This is a genomic window from Pollutibacter soli, from assembly GCA_029269725.1.
Classification (GTDB): domain Bacteria; phylum Bacteroidota; class Bacteroidia; order Chitinophagales; family Chitinophagaceae; genus Pollutibacter; species Pollutibacter soli.
The window spans coordinates 117,945-134,775 of record JARJHS010000004.1; the positions used below are offsets into that span (position 1 = coordinate 117,945).

General features: G+C 38.3%; 15 protein-coding genes, 1 tRNA gene and 1 riboswitch. Of the genes, 11 read left to right on the top strand and 5 right to left on the bottom strand.

Features of this window, described 5'->3' with window-relative positions; translation table 11 throughout:
- Window positions 1-4: 4 nt before the first annotated feature.
- The gene (locus P2W82_RS11500; RefSeq protein ID WP_336516030.1) at window positions 5-841 is read left to right on the top strand and encodes a hypothetical protein; all 837 of its coding nucleotides are present in this window, start codon (window positions 5-7) and stop codon (window positions 839-841) included.
- Window positions 842-1,075: 234 nt separating this feature from the next.
- Here the strand turns inward: P2W82_RS11500 and P2W82_RS11505 are convergent, their stop codons facing one another.
- Window positions 1,076-2,254: a DUF4062 domain-containing protein gene (locus P2W82_RS11505; protein ID WP_336516031.1), complete on the bottom strand. Its 1,179-nt coding sequence runs from the start codon at window positions 2,252-2,254 to the stop codon at window positions 1,076-1,078.
- A gap of 152 nt (window positions 2,255-2,406) precedes the next feature.
- Here P2W82_RS11505 and P2W82_RS11510 point away from each other — a divergent pair, with 152 nt between their 5' ends.
- From P2W82_RS11510 to P2W82_RS11550, 9 genes are all read left to right on the top strand, one after another.
- Window positions 2,407-3,648 carry a hypothetical protein gene (locus tag P2W82_RS11510; RefSeq protein ID WP_336516032.1) on the top strand — a complete coding sequence of 414 codons (1,242 nt, stop codon included), beginning with the start codon at window positions 2,407-2,409 and terminating at the stop codon, window positions 3,646-3,648.
- Between the two features lie 153 nt (window positions 3,649-3,801).
- Window positions 3,802-4,119 carry an excisionase family DNA-binding protein gene (locus P2W82_RS11515; RefSeq protein ID WP_336516033.1) on the top strand — a complete coding sequence of 106 codons (318 nt, stop codon included), beginning with the start codon at window positions 3,802-3,804 and terminating at the stop codon, window positions 4,117-4,119.
- 49 nt (window positions 4,120-4,168) lie between these two features.
- Entirely contained in the window at window positions 4,169-6,196 is a 2,028-nt protein-coding gene (locus P2W82_RS11520) for a VapE domain-containing protein (protein WP_336516034.1), read from the top strand.
- A gap of 468 nt (window positions 6,197-6,664) precedes the next feature.
- On the top strand, window positions 6,665-6,829 hold the full coding sequence (locus tag P2W82_RS11525) for a hypothetical protein (protein WP_336516035.1): 165 nt from the start codon (window positions 6,665-6,667) through the stop codon (window positions 6,827-6,829).
- 220 nt (window positions 6,830-7,049) lie between these two features.
- Window positions 7,050-7,550 (top strand): hypothetical protein, encoded by a 501-nt coding sequence (locus P2W82_RS11530; protein WP_336516036.1) that lies wholly within the window; start codon window positions 7,050-7,052, stop codon window positions 7,548-7,550.
- A gap of 264 nt (window positions 7,551-7,814) precedes the next feature.
- A complete protein-coding gene (locus P2W82_RS11535; RefSeq protein ID WP_336516037.1) occupies window positions 7,815-8,222 on the top strand; it encodes a terminase small subunit in 408 nt (135 codons plus the stop codon).
- Window positions 8,219-9,406, top strand: coding sequence for a terminase large subunit domain-containing protein (locus P2W82_RS11540; protein ID WP_336516038.1), 1,188 nt, complete (start codon window positions 8,219-8,221; stop codon window positions 9,404-9,406). Before P2W82_RS11535 ends, P2W82_RS11540 begins: the two co-directional genes overlap by 4 nt.
- Before the next feature lie 364 nt (window positions 9,407-9,770).
- The gene (locus P2W82_RS11545; protein WP_336516039.1) at window positions 9,771-9,986 is read left to right on the top strand and encodes a hypothetical protein; all 216 of its coding nucleotides are present in this window, start codon (window positions 9,771-9,773) and stop codon (window positions 9,984-9,986) included.
- A complete protein-coding gene (locus tag P2W82_RS11550) occupies window positions 9,986-10,885 on the top strand; it encodes a hypothetical protein (protein WP_336516040.1) in 900 nt (299 codons plus the stop codon). Before P2W82_RS11545 ends, P2W82_RS11550 begins: the two co-directional genes overlap by 1 nt.
- Window positions 10,886-10,918: 33 nt before the next feature.
- Here P2W82_RS11550 and P2W82_RS11555 read toward each other — a convergent pair whose 3' ends face one another.
- The 4 genes from P2W82_RS11555 to P2W82_RS11570 form a co-directional block, all read right to left on the bottom strand.
- The gene (locus P2W82_RS11555) at window positions 10,919-11,833 is read right to left on the bottom strand and encodes an RNA-binding domain-containing protein (RefSeq protein ID WP_336516041.1); all 915 of its coding nucleotides are present in this window, start codon (window positions 11,831-11,833) and stop codon (window positions 10,919-10,921) included.
- A 99-nt stretch (window positions 11,834-11,932) separates the two neighbouring features.
- Window positions 11,933-12,004, bottom strand: a tRNA-Arg gene (locus tag P2W82_RS11560).
- Between the two features lie 149 nt (window positions 12,005-12,153).
- A complete protein-coding gene (locus P2W82_RS11565) occupies window positions 12,154-12,732 on the bottom strand; it encodes a MarC family protein (protein WP_336516042.1) in 579 nt (192 codons plus the stop codon).
- 198 nt (window positions 12,733-12,930) lie between these two features.
- Window positions 12,931-14,904, bottom strand: a complete 1,974-nt coding sequence (locus tag P2W82_RS11570; RefSeq protein ID WP_336516043.1) for a TonB-dependent receptor plug domain-containing protein — start codon at window positions 14,902-14,904, stop codon at window positions 12,931-12,933.
- 105 nt (window positions 14,905-15,009) lie between these two features.
- Window positions 15,010-15,216: riboswitch (cobalamin riboswitch) on the bottom strand.
- 251 nt (window positions 15,217-15,467) lie between these two features.
- Between P2W82_RS11570 and P2W82_RS11575 the strand changes: the two genes are divergently transcribed.
- On the top strand, window positions 15,468-16,829 hold the full coding sequence (locus tag P2W82_RS11575) for an APC family permease (protein ID WP_336516044.1): 1,362 nt from the start codon (window positions 15,468-15,470) through the stop codon (window positions 16,827-16,829).
- Window positions 16,830-16,831 lie beyond the last annotated feature (2 nt).

The following is a 16,831-nucleotide window of genomic DNA, read 5'->3' on the forward strand; positions in this document are numbered from 1 at the left end:
AATAATGAAATTCTATAAATCTTTTGGATTTAAGCTGGTTTGTTTTTTTTCTGTAACATTCTTTTTTCAAAACAAAATAAATGGGCAACAGTATTTTGAAACTAGCGGGACATTAGTAGTAGGGGCAAAATGTTCTGATGGCGCAATTTTAATAGCAGACAGCCGAGTGTCGGTGGTTCTAAGTAACCACAGCCCTGATTCACCTGCTGCATACTTTGACAAAATGCCAAAAATCTACATTGAGAAAAAAATTGCATTTGGCACAAGAGGAACAAGATCTACAGGAGAGATAGATTATGCAGCGTTGGTTATTAGTAATTATAAAACGTGTCAAAGCTATGGTGACCTGGATACTGTTGTCAATTGTCTAATAGCGTTGAATAAAGCAAGTAATTCGTTCAACACTTTTCGAAACAATTTCACCTTCTTCATGAGTGCTTTTTCAGGCAAGACAGAGCTGATTCTAACAGATAATCGATCTACTTTTACGTTCTTAGCAGGGTTCTACGGTACAAGCCAAGATTTTAAACGATTTGTTGAATTAGAAAACAAAGTAGTTTTTGATTCGCTTAATCGATCGCAATATACTTGTCAAAAGGCTTCAAATCTTTTGCAAAACTTCATGAGATTATATATAAAGAAGAATAAATTAGATTGGCATATTGGTGGGCCGTTTTCAGTCCTTAAAGTTACACCGACAAACAAATTTATTTGGCTTCAAAACGACTTTACAAAGAATAACATTCCACCAAACGAAATAATGCCGAGGATCAAATCTGGGAAATTACAAGTCACATATACTTGGCCAGGCGCTGAGCAGGAATTGCTACGATCGAGATAAGACAATTCTGTCTTATTTAACTATACTAAGTCTTAAGTAATCCAAGAAGCTTATTGTTGATTGATTAGTTACAAGCTCCCAGGAGTCTTGCACTTTTACTTCCCAAAATGTCAAGAAACGGAATTGCTGACCGCCGGAGGTAATTTCTATGTATTGCATTAAGTTAAGATAGAACGGTCGGGATTACTGGCAAGGGGGAAAAAACGTTTTTAAACGGGATTTTTCACGGAATTATCATTTGGGGTTATTCTGTTTTTTTAACAGCCGATCTTTGAAATTTTCGAATGCAACTTTAAATTCAGCTATCGCAACCTGGTCTAAACCAACAACTAAAGAAGACCTGACTGATTTTTTCGTACTTGATTCCGCCAATAACTGTTTTATATCGAACTCAATCTTATATTGGTAGTCAAAAACATCCTTAATCATTTGCCCGGGAATTTTTGACATTTTCTCGATTAATTCCTCACAACCTTCCGGTGCTTGAATATTATGTGTTTCAATTGACCAAAGAACCAGGGATTTATACAGCCTAGCATAAGCTTTCGCGGCATAAACCAACCCTTTTAAATCCGACGGCTGTCCAGGCTCATTTAAAAAGATGGGTAGTGCCTTGTTTACCAGATTTCCTAAAGTATTTGTTAATCTGTATAATATGTCATTTCTATTCATAAGCAGACTTGAGAGATCTTGTGCTCGTTTAACGAAGTTTTTAGGTTCAAAATAAATCTGATACTTCAAATCGTTTTCAACATCTTTTACTTTTGCCATTTCATCCTGAAGGACTTGTACAAAAAATAAATACTCATATCCGATAGGTTTATCTAAAAGAAGTTTTAAAGCTGCATTTGAAATATTGAGGTTGGAATAATTTGGAATTTGGCTATCATACTTAATTTTGATTGTTAATGCTTCCCGGAATAAATATGAAAATTGAATAGAAAGTATTTGAGTGATATCTTGCGGGGAGTCGAAGCCAAACGTCCATCGCATGTTTTTTGTTCTAATATCCTCGATAAATTCAAAAATTTTAACTGAATCAACGTAGCTAGTGAAAATGCCTTTCGGATTATCCTTCCAAAATTGAATTGCGTTTAAAGTTTTCTTATCGACAAATACATAGACAGGAATACCCTTGTCAATAGCAGCTTTATATTCAAGATTCGTAACAGATTTCCCGGAATCTGTAGGTGAGCCATAACGACTTCCGACTATTAAAATTAGAATATCAGCAGATCCCCTGACTACATTAATACAATTGTCAACGGTAGTGGTGGTTGGATCTATTGGGAATGTGGGAAATTCAGAAAGGATTGGATTGTGACCAAGATTAACAATAGTTTCATTTAAAGTAGCCCTTAGGTGAGACAAATCGTAACAGGTCGAACTAATAAAAATATTGAGCTTGTTCATGGTGTTTTTCTATAGTGTTAAATTATAGATGATACTTTTATTTGCCAAAAGTTCGGCAATTAAAGCTAGAAAGATATGCACCAAAAAATTAAAGTACTTCCTTTTTGCATATGGGTCTCATAAATAAATTATGGGTCACCGCATTTATATGTATGAAAGACAACTTATTCTTTTTATACTTTGACGCAGAACCAGAGCTACCAGTAACTACAGTAAGCCGGGACACAGGAATAGTTGAATTTGTTAACGACTACCCGAAATATCTGTCAGAGCTTGCTTTGAAGTCGCCTACGCATGGAGCAATAATTAAAACAAAAAATACCTACATCTCCGGGAAAGGATTTGCGCCTAAAGATAATTCTTTTGTAAAGCGTTGTAACACTTCCGGTGAAAGCCTGGATTCAGTAAAAGATAAATCAATTCATAGTTTGCTTGTTCACGGAGGTTTTTTCATGGAAGTGATTTATGGGCATGGTGGAAAGATTGTCGAAGTCAGGCATATGGAAAATGCCAGGATGAGAAGTAATGAAGACAATACAATGTTTTATTACAGGAAAGATTGGCAAAGGAGGATAGGCGACATAGTTCGAATACCTGCTTTTAATCCTTACAAGAAAGCCACAAAACAAATTCTTTACTATAAAGACTACAACGCAGATCAAGGCACGTACACTGAACCTGAGTATCAGCAGGGATTGAATTACATCAATGCTGATATCGAAGTTTCAAAACATACCTTGAACAATGCTAAGTCTGGTTTTACACCTTCAAAGCTTATTAACCTCAATAATGGTGAGCCAGAGAACGAAGACGAAAAGAAAACTATTGAACGAAGCTTCAAGAATAAGTTCACAGGGTCTGAAGGAATAAAATTCCTATTATCATTCAACGCGAGTAAGGACACCGCACCAACTATTGTTGATCTCGGTCCCAGTGATATGACTGAAGAAGATTTCACTGCGGTATATAAAATGATCTCGCAAAATATCCTAACCTGCCACCAGGTTACCAGTCCTGTATTAATGGGAATTATGACACCTGGACAACTAGGAGTAAGTAAAGAAATGCGTGATGCTTTTGAGATTTTCAATAACACTTACGTGAAGGGAAGACAGAATGATATTTTATCGGTGTTCAATGTAATAATGCAACACTGCATGACTCCGGAAAAACTTAAAATAGTACCTCTTTCTCCGATTGGATTTAGCTACTCTGAAAAAACACAGGTGGAAAATCTGACTAACAGGGAGATCAGGGAACGTCTCGGATTACCTCCGCTAAAGATGAATAAACAACTCGACGCACTTGATCAATTGCGGATTAGTTCACCCCTGCTTTATCAGAGAGCGATTGAATTAATGGGCGGCAGTATACTTTCAGAACTGACTAATTGATGGAGTCTGATTTTAAAGAAATTTCATAGTTTTTTGAGGCATTAATTAATTGTTTATCAGCAATAAATACATGCGTATAAAAAATATGAATAATTTCTTTGCCAATTTTCTTTAATAAACTCCATGTCGTCGCATTTACTGAAAATACGTACAATGCTCAAAAAGATCACGCAGGTAGTTGATGGAATTGCCATCGTTTCTACCACAGAGTTTAGTCAGATGATTGAACAGTTAATTGAAGAAGGAATTAGAAAACATCTCCGCTCCGAGTTATCATCAATCAAAAAAGAAGGAGAAGAAAACAGACTTGTAACAACAGGCGAAGCATGTGAACTTCTTAACATCAGCCGCGTAACATTTGAAAAGTTAACCCGCGAAAAAATCATCCCCCGGGTACCCGTCGGCAATGCAAGTTTCAGATATAACTATTCGGATCTGAAGCCTTACATCAAAGCGAAATCCATCCTTTAAAAACAAATGCCCCAGGATAGAAATCGCGGGGCAAATAAATATTTTAAGAGTGAATAAAGATACAAATATTCTCCCAGTAGGAGAAATCGAATGTTCATTTTTTGAACTTGCAACCAGGCATCGGGGCGTAATAAAATCTCTTTCTGAAATTTGCGAACAAATCAAAACCGGAAAATTCAAAAATGTTATCGATGAGGTTCGAAGTAAAAAAAGCGTTGTTGAAAAGAAGGAGTATCAAAATTTAAAACTCAGTCTTTTACCTGCATTCAGCCCAGGTGTAAAGTACAAACCTACTGCACTAGACAAGGACCAGTTTACTAATCCTGATGACCTCACCGGTTTATTCCCGCTAGACTTAGATCATCCTGGACAGGATAACGAAAAAATAAAATCAATTCTTAGAGAATTTCCGTGGATTGTGATGGTATGTATTTCGGCAGGAGGTAAAGACCTGTTTGCAATTGGCAAATGCGACAGAGATCGATACCATGATTCTTATATTACAGCTGTAGATCAGCTGGCACAGCATGGCATAAGGTTGCCAGAAGGGCAGCAGAATCCCAACCGGTTACGGTATTTAAGTTATGATCCTGATTTGTATTTTAACTCATACGCCGTCGATATTCAAATACCTAGTGTAGTTATTCTATCTCCAGATAACGAAAGACACTTCTTAAAAATCCTGGACACACACAATCATAAGACGGGATCAAAGTATTGGATAGCAGGAGAAAGAAATCATCATATAACTTCTGTTGCCGGTTCCTGCAATCAAAAGAAGATGAGTCGGGAATTCACAATAAGAATGATTGAAAAACATTGTGGGGATATGATCCAGGATTTTACCAGCTACAATGTCGCTGAAGAGGTAGACAAAGTCTATACACAATACCGTCATCAGCATGGTGCGAATCCCTGGCCCACTAATGGTGTAGAAAAGCAAACGAAGGTTGAGCAGCTTGAATACTTTCTTACACAGCGGTATAAACTTCGCCGTAATGTTATCACCAGGAAAATTGAGATCAACGGGATTCCAGCGGAAGTAAAAGAATTAAACACTGTCTATCTGGCTGGAGTGAAAGAGATAAATAAGTTGGGCTATGAAATTTTCGAACGTCTTATTCACAGCCATTTTACTCCTGACTACAATCCGTTACTTGAATTCTTTGAAGCAAATAAATCCAGAACCCCCACAGGACTTATTGATAAACTCTTTGGTACAATTAAAAACGGGATGGGCTTTGAAGGTAGAGAATTCTTTCCTCAGTACGCAGAACACTTCGGTAAGAAATGGTTTGTAGGATTAATAGCATCTGCGTATGGTCATCACAGCCCGTTGTTATTAGTATTGTCAGGGATGGTTCAAGGGACCGGAAAAACAGAATGGTTCCGTCGATTACTACCGGCCGAACTTAAGCAGTACTATGCGGAAAGTAAGTTGGATAGAGAAAAAGATGATGAGATCCTGATGACTCAGAAATGGCTTGTCATGGATGATGAGATGGGGGGTAAAAGTAAAAGGGATGTTACCAGACTAAAAGAAGTATTAAGTAAGGATGAATTTACCCTACGAGAACCTTATGGGAGGCATAATGTTACCATAAAACGTTTAGCTGTTTTGTGTGGTACGTCTAATGATTCAGAACTATTACACGACCCTACAGGCAACAGGCGAATTATTCCAATAGATGTTGAAAGTATTGATCAGGAGACTTACAATAGTATCGATAAAACGGACCTGTTAATGGAAGCTTGGCATCTTTATCAATCTGGTTTTAACTGGAGGTTGACTAGCGATGATATTAAGCATCTCAAAGAAAATACTAAGGAATTCGAGGTTACTAATCCTGAATTTGATTTATTCACAAAGATGTTTGAGATACCTGGAGCAGATAATACAAATGTTATAGAGTTCACATCGAGTGAGGTAAAATCAAAGCTTGAAACAAGGTTTAGTCAGAAGTTGAATTCTACCAAACTTGGAATAGAAATTAAAAAGCTAGGCGGGGAACGTTTTAGTGTTCGGCGGAATGGTGCGGTGGTAAAGGTTTACAGGCTAATTGACAAAAACCCGTAGACAGGTAGACGGCATGTAGACGGCATTTTACAGGGTGCTGTCTACACGTCAAACGTAATGGCAGTGTGGGTTATAATAGAATTGTAGACAGGTAGACAACAATAATAAATATTAGATATAAAATAAAGAGAAGGTGAATAGACGCAGCACGTACACTGTTTTTTCCAACTTATAGAAAGTAGCTGACTACGCTGACTACGCTGACTACATTTCTTTTGATTTGGTACACCACCACACCCACCTTTCACCACACAGGACATTAGAGAGAAGATTAACCGCGTAAACAGGCTATTCTATTGGGTTCGATTCTAAACGGGAATAAATTACGGTATTGATAATGAGCTAATTAATATTTAGGAGGTCCTATAATTAGCCGGTGTGTTAGTCAAACTGAAAATAATCCTGTTTTAAATTTAATACAACAGCATCTCCCGCATTTATTGTAGACAGTTCAAAACGGATTTCAGTATGAGCGAACAAAAGAAAGCGAAGCAATCTAAACCGATCAGCTTCAGATTGAATGAAAAGTTTAATGCTATCCTGGAAAAGAAATACCAGGACAGCGAGATAAGCAAGTATGGCAACAAATCCTTGTTTGTCCGGAAAGTGGTTATGGAAGCACTCGAAAAATAATCAGCGTACTATGAAGCATAGAAACTTCACGTATTTCACGATTCCAGGCGATTCTGACCACGTTATTCACGAAGGCAAGCGAATAACCAGAGAAGAATTAAACGCCCTCAGAAGCGACTTAGAGAGGCATTACGACCTATCTGTCATCTGTGTAGGGTTTAAGGATAGCCAGTACCGTACACCGTTAGTTAAAGAACGAAACAATTTTTAAATAAATCGTATGGGCATATTTAATACTAAAAAGAAATTGACTCCTGAAGAAGGATTATCAGCAATCAGGCAAATAATGAAGTTCGATGAACCCGCACCCGGAGCGAAACCAGAAGTAAAGCCGGAAGTGAAACCAACTGAGCAACCTAGTTCAACAGAGATCCTGGGAAGACTGGACCTGCTTACTCAAGCAGTTTTAAAGCTTGTACAGAAGCTTGACACAGTATCACAAACACAGGAGCAAATGAAACAGCAGATGTCAGCAAAGTTCCAGGTGGAAAAACCAAAGCCTGTAGAACCTTGGCCAGTAGAACTCGAACGAAAAAAGCATGACCGTGCACTTGAAAAATCTGCAGTAGGTATGACTGTTTTTCTTGCTAACAAGGCAAAAAAAGAACAGGATTTTAGGGAGAAAGCAAGTAAAAGATTAAAAGAACTACAGGCCGAATATCCCAGCAATCCAGAAGCAGTTAACGCGGCAATGATGCGAGAATTCATATTTCAGCAATGAGGACGCCAAGTAATATCCCCGGATATCAGGAACTACTGAAGGAGTTCAAAAAACTTCTCAGGCTGTGTGAGGAATGGAGCACTATTCCGGAAGAAGGCGAAGACTCAGAGGAGAGAAAAATCTTCCGTAGACGGTTTGAAAATTTAAATATCAAGATCAGTAGGAACGGACTAAGAATATTGAACGAATCTTCTTTCTAATGTGGGAAGCTTTCATGGTACGGCCGACCAATGTCTATAGTTGGCTCTTTTTAAAATTTAAAGTATGAGTGCAAAGAAATATACTAACGGTGGCGATATCTGGGCAAAGTGGTTGCTGTATAAGAAAACTTGTGAAGCAGGTAAGAGGAAACAGCACGCAAGTGCGGGTAAGGTAGTAACCATTAGAGAGCCGCTCATTCCGACACTTGGGAGTTTCTTGGATTATCTCGGTGTTAGTCATCCGACATGGAAAAGCTATCGGACTAAACCCGCATATAGAAACGAGTGTAATCAGGTTATGGAAGCAATCCAGGCAAGATTAGAAAGGGCACTCGTAAATAATGAGGGTAATGTCAGCGGATTGAAGCTTGCACTTTCTTATAACTACGGCTGGAAGGAAACGTCAGCAGTTGAAACCAATGGAAAGCTTGAAATAAAAGTCACTTACAAGAAAGGAAAAACAACTTTGTGATTGTCGAAGTAGAACTTGCGGAGCCTCATTTTAACCAAAGAGAAATACTTAAATGTAAATCCAGGTTTATTGTCGTTATGTGCGGGAGGCGGTTCGGTAAAAGTGAACTTGCTCTGAATATACTTATAACAAATGCTCTGGCGGGAAATCGTGTTGCTTATGTGACACCAAATTATAAACTAGCTAAGAAGTTTTTTGATGCACTTCTCAATACATTACCTGCATTGATTGGAGAGTTCAATAAAACAGACCTTGAAGGGAAACTACTTTCCGGAGGTGAGATCCAATTTTTTACAGGCGAGCGACTGGATAACTTTCGAAGTTTAAAATTTCATGTTGTCATAATTGACGAATCTTCATTTATTCCTGATCTGGAAAATGGTTGGAATAATGCTATACGGGCAACCCTAACCGATTATAAAGGGAAAGCGTACTTCTTAAGTACACCTAGAGGTAAGAACTTTTTTTATTCCTTATACCTAAAAGGAATTAACGGAGAACCAGACTGGACCAGCTTCAAGTTCACCTCTTACGATAATCCCTACCTGGATAAAAACGAGCTTGACTTAATTAAAGACTCATTACCGGCGGCAGTATTCGAACAGGAGTATATGGCTAATCCAGCAGAAAACGCAGCTAATCCATTCGGAACGGAGTATATAAACAGGTGTATTGAACCTATTAGTAATCATCCTGTAGTTTGTTACGGAATTGATCTTGCAAAGTCCGAAGATTTCACGGTTATAATTGGCCTTGATAAATACGGATCTGTTTGCTATTTCGACCGATTCCAAAGAGACTGGCGGCACACTATTAAAGAAATACTTCAACTGCCTGCAATTGTAAAGACAAGATGCCTGGTTGACAGTACAGGTGTAGGAGACGCAATTGTTGAAGAACTTCAAACCAATTTGAAATTAGTTGAGGGCTTCAAGTTTTCGAGTTCATCCAAACAACAATTAATGGAAGGGCTTGTAAAGGCAATTCAAAAAAGAGAAATCACTTTCCCGGCTGGACCGATTACGAACGAACTACACATATTCGAGTACGTCTTTCATAATTCAATTACTAAGTATTCGGCACCATCAGGATTTCACGATGACTGTGTTATGGCTCTTGCTTTAGCTGTGAAATGTATGGGACTGGCAAAGCCTGTGACTTATGGGAGGTATTCAATTATATAATCCGTACCAGCAGACGGTTTATCGATTACAACGATCACTGATGGTACTTCGACTGACCTTGTCGGTAATGGAACGGTGTGGGTAGCGACTGGAGTTTATTGATTGCTAGATGTAAAATGCCCATCATTAAGATGCGGTAATAGATAGTCCTCAATATGTGGTATGACAAACACCAAAGGTTGAAAGTTCGAGATTTGCATTCCAGTGGATAACTAATTCCACCAAACTTATCTTTGAATATTTTTCAATAAACGAGTGTTTTATTTAACTTTTGTATCGTTTTATGAAATAAGATAAAAGGAATATCGTTTTAATAAACTATTTGAACTAACTTCTTAGGACTTAACCTAATTTTATTAAAATTATGGAGAACGAAGCAAGCAAAGTGGTAGCAAATTTAAACGAAAAGCAGGCAAAAATGCTTGATGCTATTATTATTGCCGCTGAAAAAAGAGGAAAAATTGCTTCTGTTATCGTCGGTGGCCAAACATATAAAATTCATTCTTCCAACAATTTCGTTATAAGTGAGAAAGATCCTCCAGAATATATTACAAGTAGAATTGTAACTTCTGAGAAATAATGAATTTTCTACTTGGAACAATAATAATTATTCTCCTTTTATTCCCTGGATTTCTTTTTCGATCTGTTTACCTAAATGTAGAGCATGGCAGAACTTTCAAATCTTCCCTAGTTGAGGAATTGTTATTCTCGTTGGTGCCTAACGTTTTAATTCACTCATGTCTACTTTTATTTATTCTAAATCGGACAGATTTTTCTCTGGATGGCTTTTATTTAATTCTCATTAATCATCGTGACGGCACTGATTATTTAGATATCTGGGAGATTTTATTTTTTTTACTTTATTGTCTTACAAGTTTTTTCGTTGCAATTGTCACGGGATATTTTTTTAGACTCTTAAGCGTCGGGCAAAATTGGCAAATTAATATACCGATATTCAGAATAAGAAATGAATGGTATTATACTCTTGCAGGACAGTATTTACAACCTCCTTTACGTTCAACAATTTTTCAGCGAATATTTTTAAGAAGATTTAGAAGACAATTTGTAAGGCCAGATAGAATATTAATAGATGCGCTTGTTGAAATTAATAAGGAGGCGTTCTTGTATCGTGGAAGATTAGAAAGATTTGTTTTGTCCAAGGAAGATGGGATTGATCGATTGTATTTAACAGATGTAAAAAGACGGAAATTTTCTGATGAAAAGCCCGATGTAAAATCAGAAAGAGAAAAGTTGGAGGAATTTGGTGAACTAGATAAATTACTTGATAGTCCTATTAATATGGAAGATGTTTCAGAAAGCGATTCAGCGGCTTTAATGGAATTGTTAATCGATAAAAGGTATTATAATATTCCAGGCAACAACCTTATTTTGCCTTATAGCGAGATTAAAAATCTAAATATAATCTACATTTTTCTTGATCCAGTCCAACGATTAAATTCAAGTATCCCAACAATATAACACGAGTTACTTGGACCTGCCGAATTGGGTTTATTAATCAATTAAATTTAATTCTATCGGAATGGATTCTTTTCTAGTGTTTTGAACGATAAAATTTTTCAACGTTGCTAATCTTCTGTTTCCGTTGAAGTGTAATATGTCTTTGTGTTTAAGTTCAGAATTTATTGCAGCATGGGTAAAGTGGATTTTTAAATGTTCAAATTTGATTTCACCAGGAGAAACAACGAGAACACCAGAATACTGAAAATCCAGGGTGTAATAGTCATCAATTCTGTCACCAAATTTTAAAGTGAAAAAAATATCTTCGATCGCTAATGCCCTCGATCCAATATTTTCAAATGTAAAAGGCACCATGCAGAAAAGAGCACCAGAGAAATGCAAGTTGTATTTTGCTACTGTAATTGAAAGTTTGTATTCTGGTATTATGTTTTTTCTATCATAATACATCAACTCAATATCGCTTCTTGTAGCAATTCTGCATGTTTTTCCATATCGCACATAAATTTTATGTTCTTCGATAGTCTCATTTTCTTTTTTATCCCACTTTCTAAATTTTCTAATTATATGCGGTTTGTCTATTGACGGTGGGATGTGGATAACACTTAATAAATTACCTTCAAATACTACCTCATAAATGCTGAAATGGAATATTCTGTCTACTTCCTTATTTACTAAATCCACCAAATCCGATTCATCTTTTAAATTTGAATCTTTTAGGGTAGCCTTTTGAAATCCTCTTTCTGCATGAAAACCAATAATAATAAATCCATCGGGGCCGAAAGAATTGGCAATAGCTGTCAGGTCCTTTAGGAACTCCATTATTTCCTTTGGATCTTTCAAATTGTACCATTGCAATTTGAATTCCACTTTTCTATACTCTTCATCACCTCCTTGACGTGCTAAGGCAATGTGTTGTCCAACAATTTTTTCAATTTCATCGTGTGTCATAAAGATAAAAGCGCATCGACATCTGACTAATTAAACGACTAATAGCATGCATTAAAAACTAAAAAACCCGCGTCTGTGGCGGGTTCCATATTTTACTAGTGGTCTCGTCCGGAATCGAACCGGAACCAAGGGCTTCGGAGACCCCTATACTATCCATTGTACTACGAGACCGTTAATTAAGTAAGAACTAAGGGATGAGAAATAGGAACTGCTAATAAATATCAGACAGCTTCAGATCAAACATCTCGTCTGTTTTCCAGCTTAATTTATAAAAGAACTTGACTGCCGGGAACTATGAACTATGAAGAATGAACCAGCCCTCACTTTATCAATCCTCCCACATTCGTCGTAAATATCTTCACGGCAATGGCGAGCAAAATTACACCAAAAAACTTTCGCACCGCTAATAATCCTCCGGGTCCGAGAAGCTTTTCTATTGGATTCAAAGATCTGAGTACGATAAATATGACGACCAGGTTCAATACAATGCCGAGGAGAACCGGAGTGATCGGATAGTTTGCGCGCAGAGACATAATCGTTGTCAGCGTCCCGGAACCAGCGATTAAGGGAAACGCAATAGGCACCAGTATTCCAGAACGCGGATCGGCTTCTGTTTTGAAAAATTCAACTCCCAATACCATCTCAAGCCCAACAATAAAAATTACAATCGATCCCCCCACAGCAAATGAACGGACGTCCAGGCCAAGTATCGAAAGGAAATTTTCTCCGAGAAAGAGAAAGATGATCATCAGCGCACCGGAAATGATGGTTGCTTTAGCAGCATTCAGCTCACCCATTTTCTCGCGGTAGCTGATAAAAAGCGGAATCGATCCGATGATATCGATAACAGCAAACAGGGTAAAGGTCACTGTGATTAGTTCATCGAGGGTGAAACCCATATTGACGTTTTTTCAAAGGTAAGTAAACGTTCTACGTTTAACGTGAAACGTTGAACGTAGAACGTAATCGAATGCGGCTGGAATTTTTCTCCGGATTTTGATCGACAACCCAATGTTTGTCTTATCACATTAGCACGGCATTGTACAATCTGAACAGCTTACGTTTAACGTTCAACGTTATACGTTTAACCTATTGATTCAACGACCTGCATCAACGGCGAATCTCAACCCAACATTAAAATTCCTTTCCCTCGCCTGGTAACCTCGTATATCCGCATATTTCTCATTGAACATATTGTTCAGATCACCAAACAATACCAACTGCTTCAGTATTCGATATTCTGCATGAAGATCAAATGTTTTATACGCTTCCATTTCGAGCGGACTTTCCATGAATCGAGGCTCGTATCGCTTGCCTGTAAACCTGGCATTGAGAGCCAGATACAACGCTTTAGTGACATTAACACCACCATGAACATTAAACTGGTGTTTCGGTCTGCGGAATAAATTATTGTAAATAGTGTCTCCTGTCACTACATAACTAAAAGTAGCCGGATCATATGCATATTTCAGTGTATTTACTTCGCCGGTGAGATAGGTATAATTAACTCCCGCATTCCAGTTGTCTGCACGAAAACGGCTTTCAACTTCAATTCCATAATCTTTCTGTTGATTATTGTTAAAATATTTATAGTCTGCATAGCTATACTCAATTCCGTCCCTGATGTTTCTATGAAAGAAAACAATACGTGTATCCCATTTTCTTTTGAAAGAGAAATTTTGTATCCCTGCTTCATAAGTTGTAGATTTTTCAGGTTTCAGCGATTGATTTCCTGAAGCTGCATCATAAAGTTGATAGAGTGAAGGAGCTTTGAATGCACTCGAGACATTGGCAAAAAATTTCAAGTTTTCCAATGCATAAGATGGGTTGATGCTGAATGTGAGATTATTTCCAAAGCGTGAATGATGATTATACCTCAGCCCGGCTTCCAGGAAAAAATGATGAAAGTCTTTCAGGAAATAGGAAGCATAGCCACTGAATATGGAAGCCTTTGCTGAATCGCCTGACAAATGCGTTTCATATGGTCCGAAACCACTGAGCGAATAATAATCCTGGTCGGTTTGCTGCCGGCGATAATCAATACCCGCAAGAAGTGAATGCTGATCATTCAATTGATGATTGGCATAAAGTTCTGCAAACTGGGTTTTACCAAGGTAGTATTGCGTACTGAATGTGGTAAAACCAGAAACAAATAATGAATCATCTATATAATTCCTCTTGCTGTTGTTGAAATTATAATTCGCAACGATTGAACCTTTATTATATTTCCATGTGAAACCGGTGCCAGCCTGTATATTTTCATTTTTACCTGTATAATCTTTCTCGTCAACAAATGCAGAAGCGTCCAGGTCGTAGTTATAGTGACTGTATTTTCCGTTAATGCGCCATTCCAGTTTATCGGTTATTCTTAACTGGTAGGCGGCTGATGCCACGTTTTGTTGAAACCCGTCATTATCCCAATCCGCTTTATCAGTACTATCATAAGCGGCAGAAAAACCTGCTGAGCGCAGATGTTCGTACTGCGCCTGATAGCTGTTTTTACCAGAACTGCCATGCAGACCTGCACCAAAGCGATAGGTATCATAGGATCCTGCTGTCAAATTTCCGAAGACGGAAACCGGTTTACTGTTGTTTTTTTTGGTGATGATATTGATAACACCCGCAACAGCGTCCGATCCGTACACAGTCGACTGTGCACCTTTCAGAATTTCTATTCGCTCTATAGTTTGTAGAGGAATATGATTAATGTCGAAAGTTGATGCAATATTGGAAGGATCGTAACACGGAACTCCATCAATTAAAATCAGTGTGTTCCCTGTTGCGGCGCCTCGCATGTATATGTCCTGGTTGGTACCTAATGCGTTATTTGCACCGACAATAGTAACACCACTTTGTTGAATCAATAATTCGCTGAGTGTGCGACCACTGTTACGTTCAATTTCTGTTCTGCCGATGACGGTAAGAACTTTTCCTGTTGAATTTTGTTTTTGGGGAAACCTGTTGGCGGTAACTACTACTTCATCCAGTGCTTTCGAACTGGAGTCCTGCTGTGCATGAAGTAACTGTGTAATAAAAAATGCGGTAGTCAAAAATAATAAATGCCTGCTCAATGTTCTTTTATTTTAAATGGAAACAATTGAGACTTGCGTGTAAAACAGAACGGAAAATGTAAAATGAATTATTTCACATCTCCAGCTTTTCACCCGAAAGCCCGATGATAAATTTTTCACCTGGCAGGTCTTCTGGCTCGTTCTATTGTTTATCGCCTTCCCATCCCGGATATTATACCGGCACAGTGGCTGTAGAATAAACAATCTCTATCAGAACTTACAGCTACGGGGATAGCGCCGGATTTACACCGGACTTCCCTTTTAATGACAAAAACCATTCACGGTCTGTCAACCAAATGAGCGGCAAAGATGGGGAATGGGAGGGAGAATCGGAAATTATATTGGAAATAGGAAAGGCAGAAGGCAGGAGCAGGGAGGCAGGGGATTCAGTAGCAGACTAAAGTAACAAGTATGTTTTTTTTGAGATTTCCGCTGGTAGAAACTATTGAAAGTTTTGTCATTTCAAATCTGTTTTAAAATTAGAGCATATGACTTAATACTAAAATCTAACTCTCCTGCCTCCCCTCTCCTTACTCCTCACTATTTTATCTATCTTCCCTCACATGATCAACAAATCTTCACGCCCGATGCTCGGTCTCTTCGATCTCACAATGATCGTTGTGAGCCTGGTGATTGGCATGGGCATCTTCCGGACTCCCTATGATGTGGCGAAAGCCGCCGGCAATTCCTGGATATTTTTTGCTGTATGGATTTTTGGTGGGATCATAGCCCTCTTCGGCGCTTTGACTTTTGCAGAGATTGGAAGCCGTTATCCTGTAACAGGCGGTTTTTATAAGATTTTCTCCTACTGCTACCATCCTGCAATTGCGTTCATGATCAATTGTATAATACTCATCAGTAATGCCGCTTCTGTAAGTGCAGTTGCACTTGTGGGTGCCGGGTATCTGCAAGGTCTTGTGCCGGAGCAATATCATCATGAGTATTTCCGCCAGGGCGTCGCATTAGGCGCTGTCATTCTTTTCTTTTTTGTTAATTATCTCGGTTTTAAAATGAGTGTGCGGACCCAGAATATTCTGATGCTCACAAAAATTGCGATCCTGTTATTTGTTTGCCTGGGGATTTTTATGCCCGGCACCCAGGACTCACCGGTAACAGTAGCCGAATCTGTCACCACTTCATCGATAGAGTATGTGCGAGCCTTTGGTGTAGCACTGATTGCAGTTTCATTTTCTTACGGTGGTTATCAGCAAACCATCAACTTTGGAGGGGAAGTAAACAATCCACAGAAAATAATTCCCCGTGCTATTTTTATGGGTATTGCCATTATAGTGGGGTTATACCTTCTTACTAATTTTTCTTATTTCAGGGTGCTTGGTCTCGACGGGATTCAACTGTCAAAGACAGACCTTGCAGCAAGGCATGCTCAGCATATGTTCGGTCCGCACGCTTACAACATTATGAGTTTTCTGCTTTTTTTTAGTGTACTGGGATATGTAAACATAGGATTGATGAGTAATCCGCGCGCAATGTATGCCATGGCAGAAGAAAAAGTTTTGCCAAAAGCATTAATGAAAACGAATCAGCGCCAGGTGTTAACGGTATCGCTGCCAATCTTTGCTGCTTTTGCCGTTCTTACGCTCATATTTGCCAATGAGTTCGAGAAAATTCTTGACCGCGTAATTTTTCTTGATAGTATCGGTCTTGCAACTGCTGTCGGTTCAATATTTATTCTCAGAAAAAAAACCCGGTATCTCGACGAGTCCGGAGCCAGAATTTATAAGATGAAATGGTATCCGTTTATGCCGCTGGTTTATATTGCTGCCTATCTTTTTGTTTCAGTCAGTATAGTCATCAAGGATCCCGGAGCCGGACTTTTAGGTCTTGGCCTTCTATTCGGGTTTTTTCTGATTTATTTATTTGCGAAACGTAACCATAACAAGGCCGGCACCGTCTCAGATAATTAATT

Excerpts from the sequence above, each read along its gene's own strand:
- P2W82_RS11565 (WP_336516042.1), bottom strand. The coding sequence starts at position 12,732 with ATGGGTTTCACCCTCGATGAACTAATCACAGTGACCTTTACCCTGTTT.
- P2W82_RS11550 (WP_336516040.1), top strand. The coding sequence starts at position 9,986 with ATGAATTTTCTACTTGGAACAATAATAATTATTCTCCTTTTATTCCCT.
- P2W82_RS11535 (WP_336516037.1), top strand. The coding sequence starts at position 7,815 with ATGAGTGCAAAGAAATATACTAACGGTGGCGATATCTGGGCAAAGTGG.
- P2W82_RS11510 (WP_336516032.1), top strand. The coding sequence starts at position 2,407 with ATGAAAGACAACTTATTCTTTTTATACTTTGACGCAGAACCAGAGCTA.
- P2W82_RS11575 (WP_336516044.1), top strand. The coding sequence starts at position 15,468 with ATGATCAACAAATCTTCACGCCCGATGCTCGGTCTCTTCGATCTCACA.
- P2W82_RS11555 (WP_336516041.1), bottom strand. The coding sequence starts at position 11,833 with ATGACACACGATGAAATTGAAAAAATTGTTGGACAACACATTGCCTTA.
- P2W82_RS11505 (WP_336516031.1), bottom strand. The coding sequence starts at position 2,254 with ATGAACAAGCTCAATATTTTTATTAGTTCGACCTGTTACGATTTGTCT.
- P2W82_RS11530 (WP_336516036.1), top strand. The coding sequence starts at position 7,050 with ATGGGCATATTTAATACTAAAAAGAAATTGACTCCTGAAGAAGGATTA.
- P2W82_RS11525 (WP_336516035.1), top strand. The coding sequence starts at position 6,665 with ATGAGCGAACAAAAGAAAGCGAAGCAATCTAAACCGATCAGCTTCAGA.
- P2W82_RS11500 (WP_336516030.1), top strand. The coding sequence starts at position 5 with ATGAAATTCTATAAATCTTTTGGATTTAAGCTGGTTTGTTTTTTTTCT.
- P2W82_RS11515 (WP_336516033.1), top strand. The coding sequence starts at position 3,802 with ATGCTCAAAAAGATCACGCAGGTAGTTGATGGAATTGCCATCGTTTCT.
- P2W82_RS11545 (WP_336516039.1), top strand. The coding sequence starts at position 9,771 with ATGGAGAACGAAGCAAGCAAAGTGGTAGCAAATTTAAACGAAAAGCAG.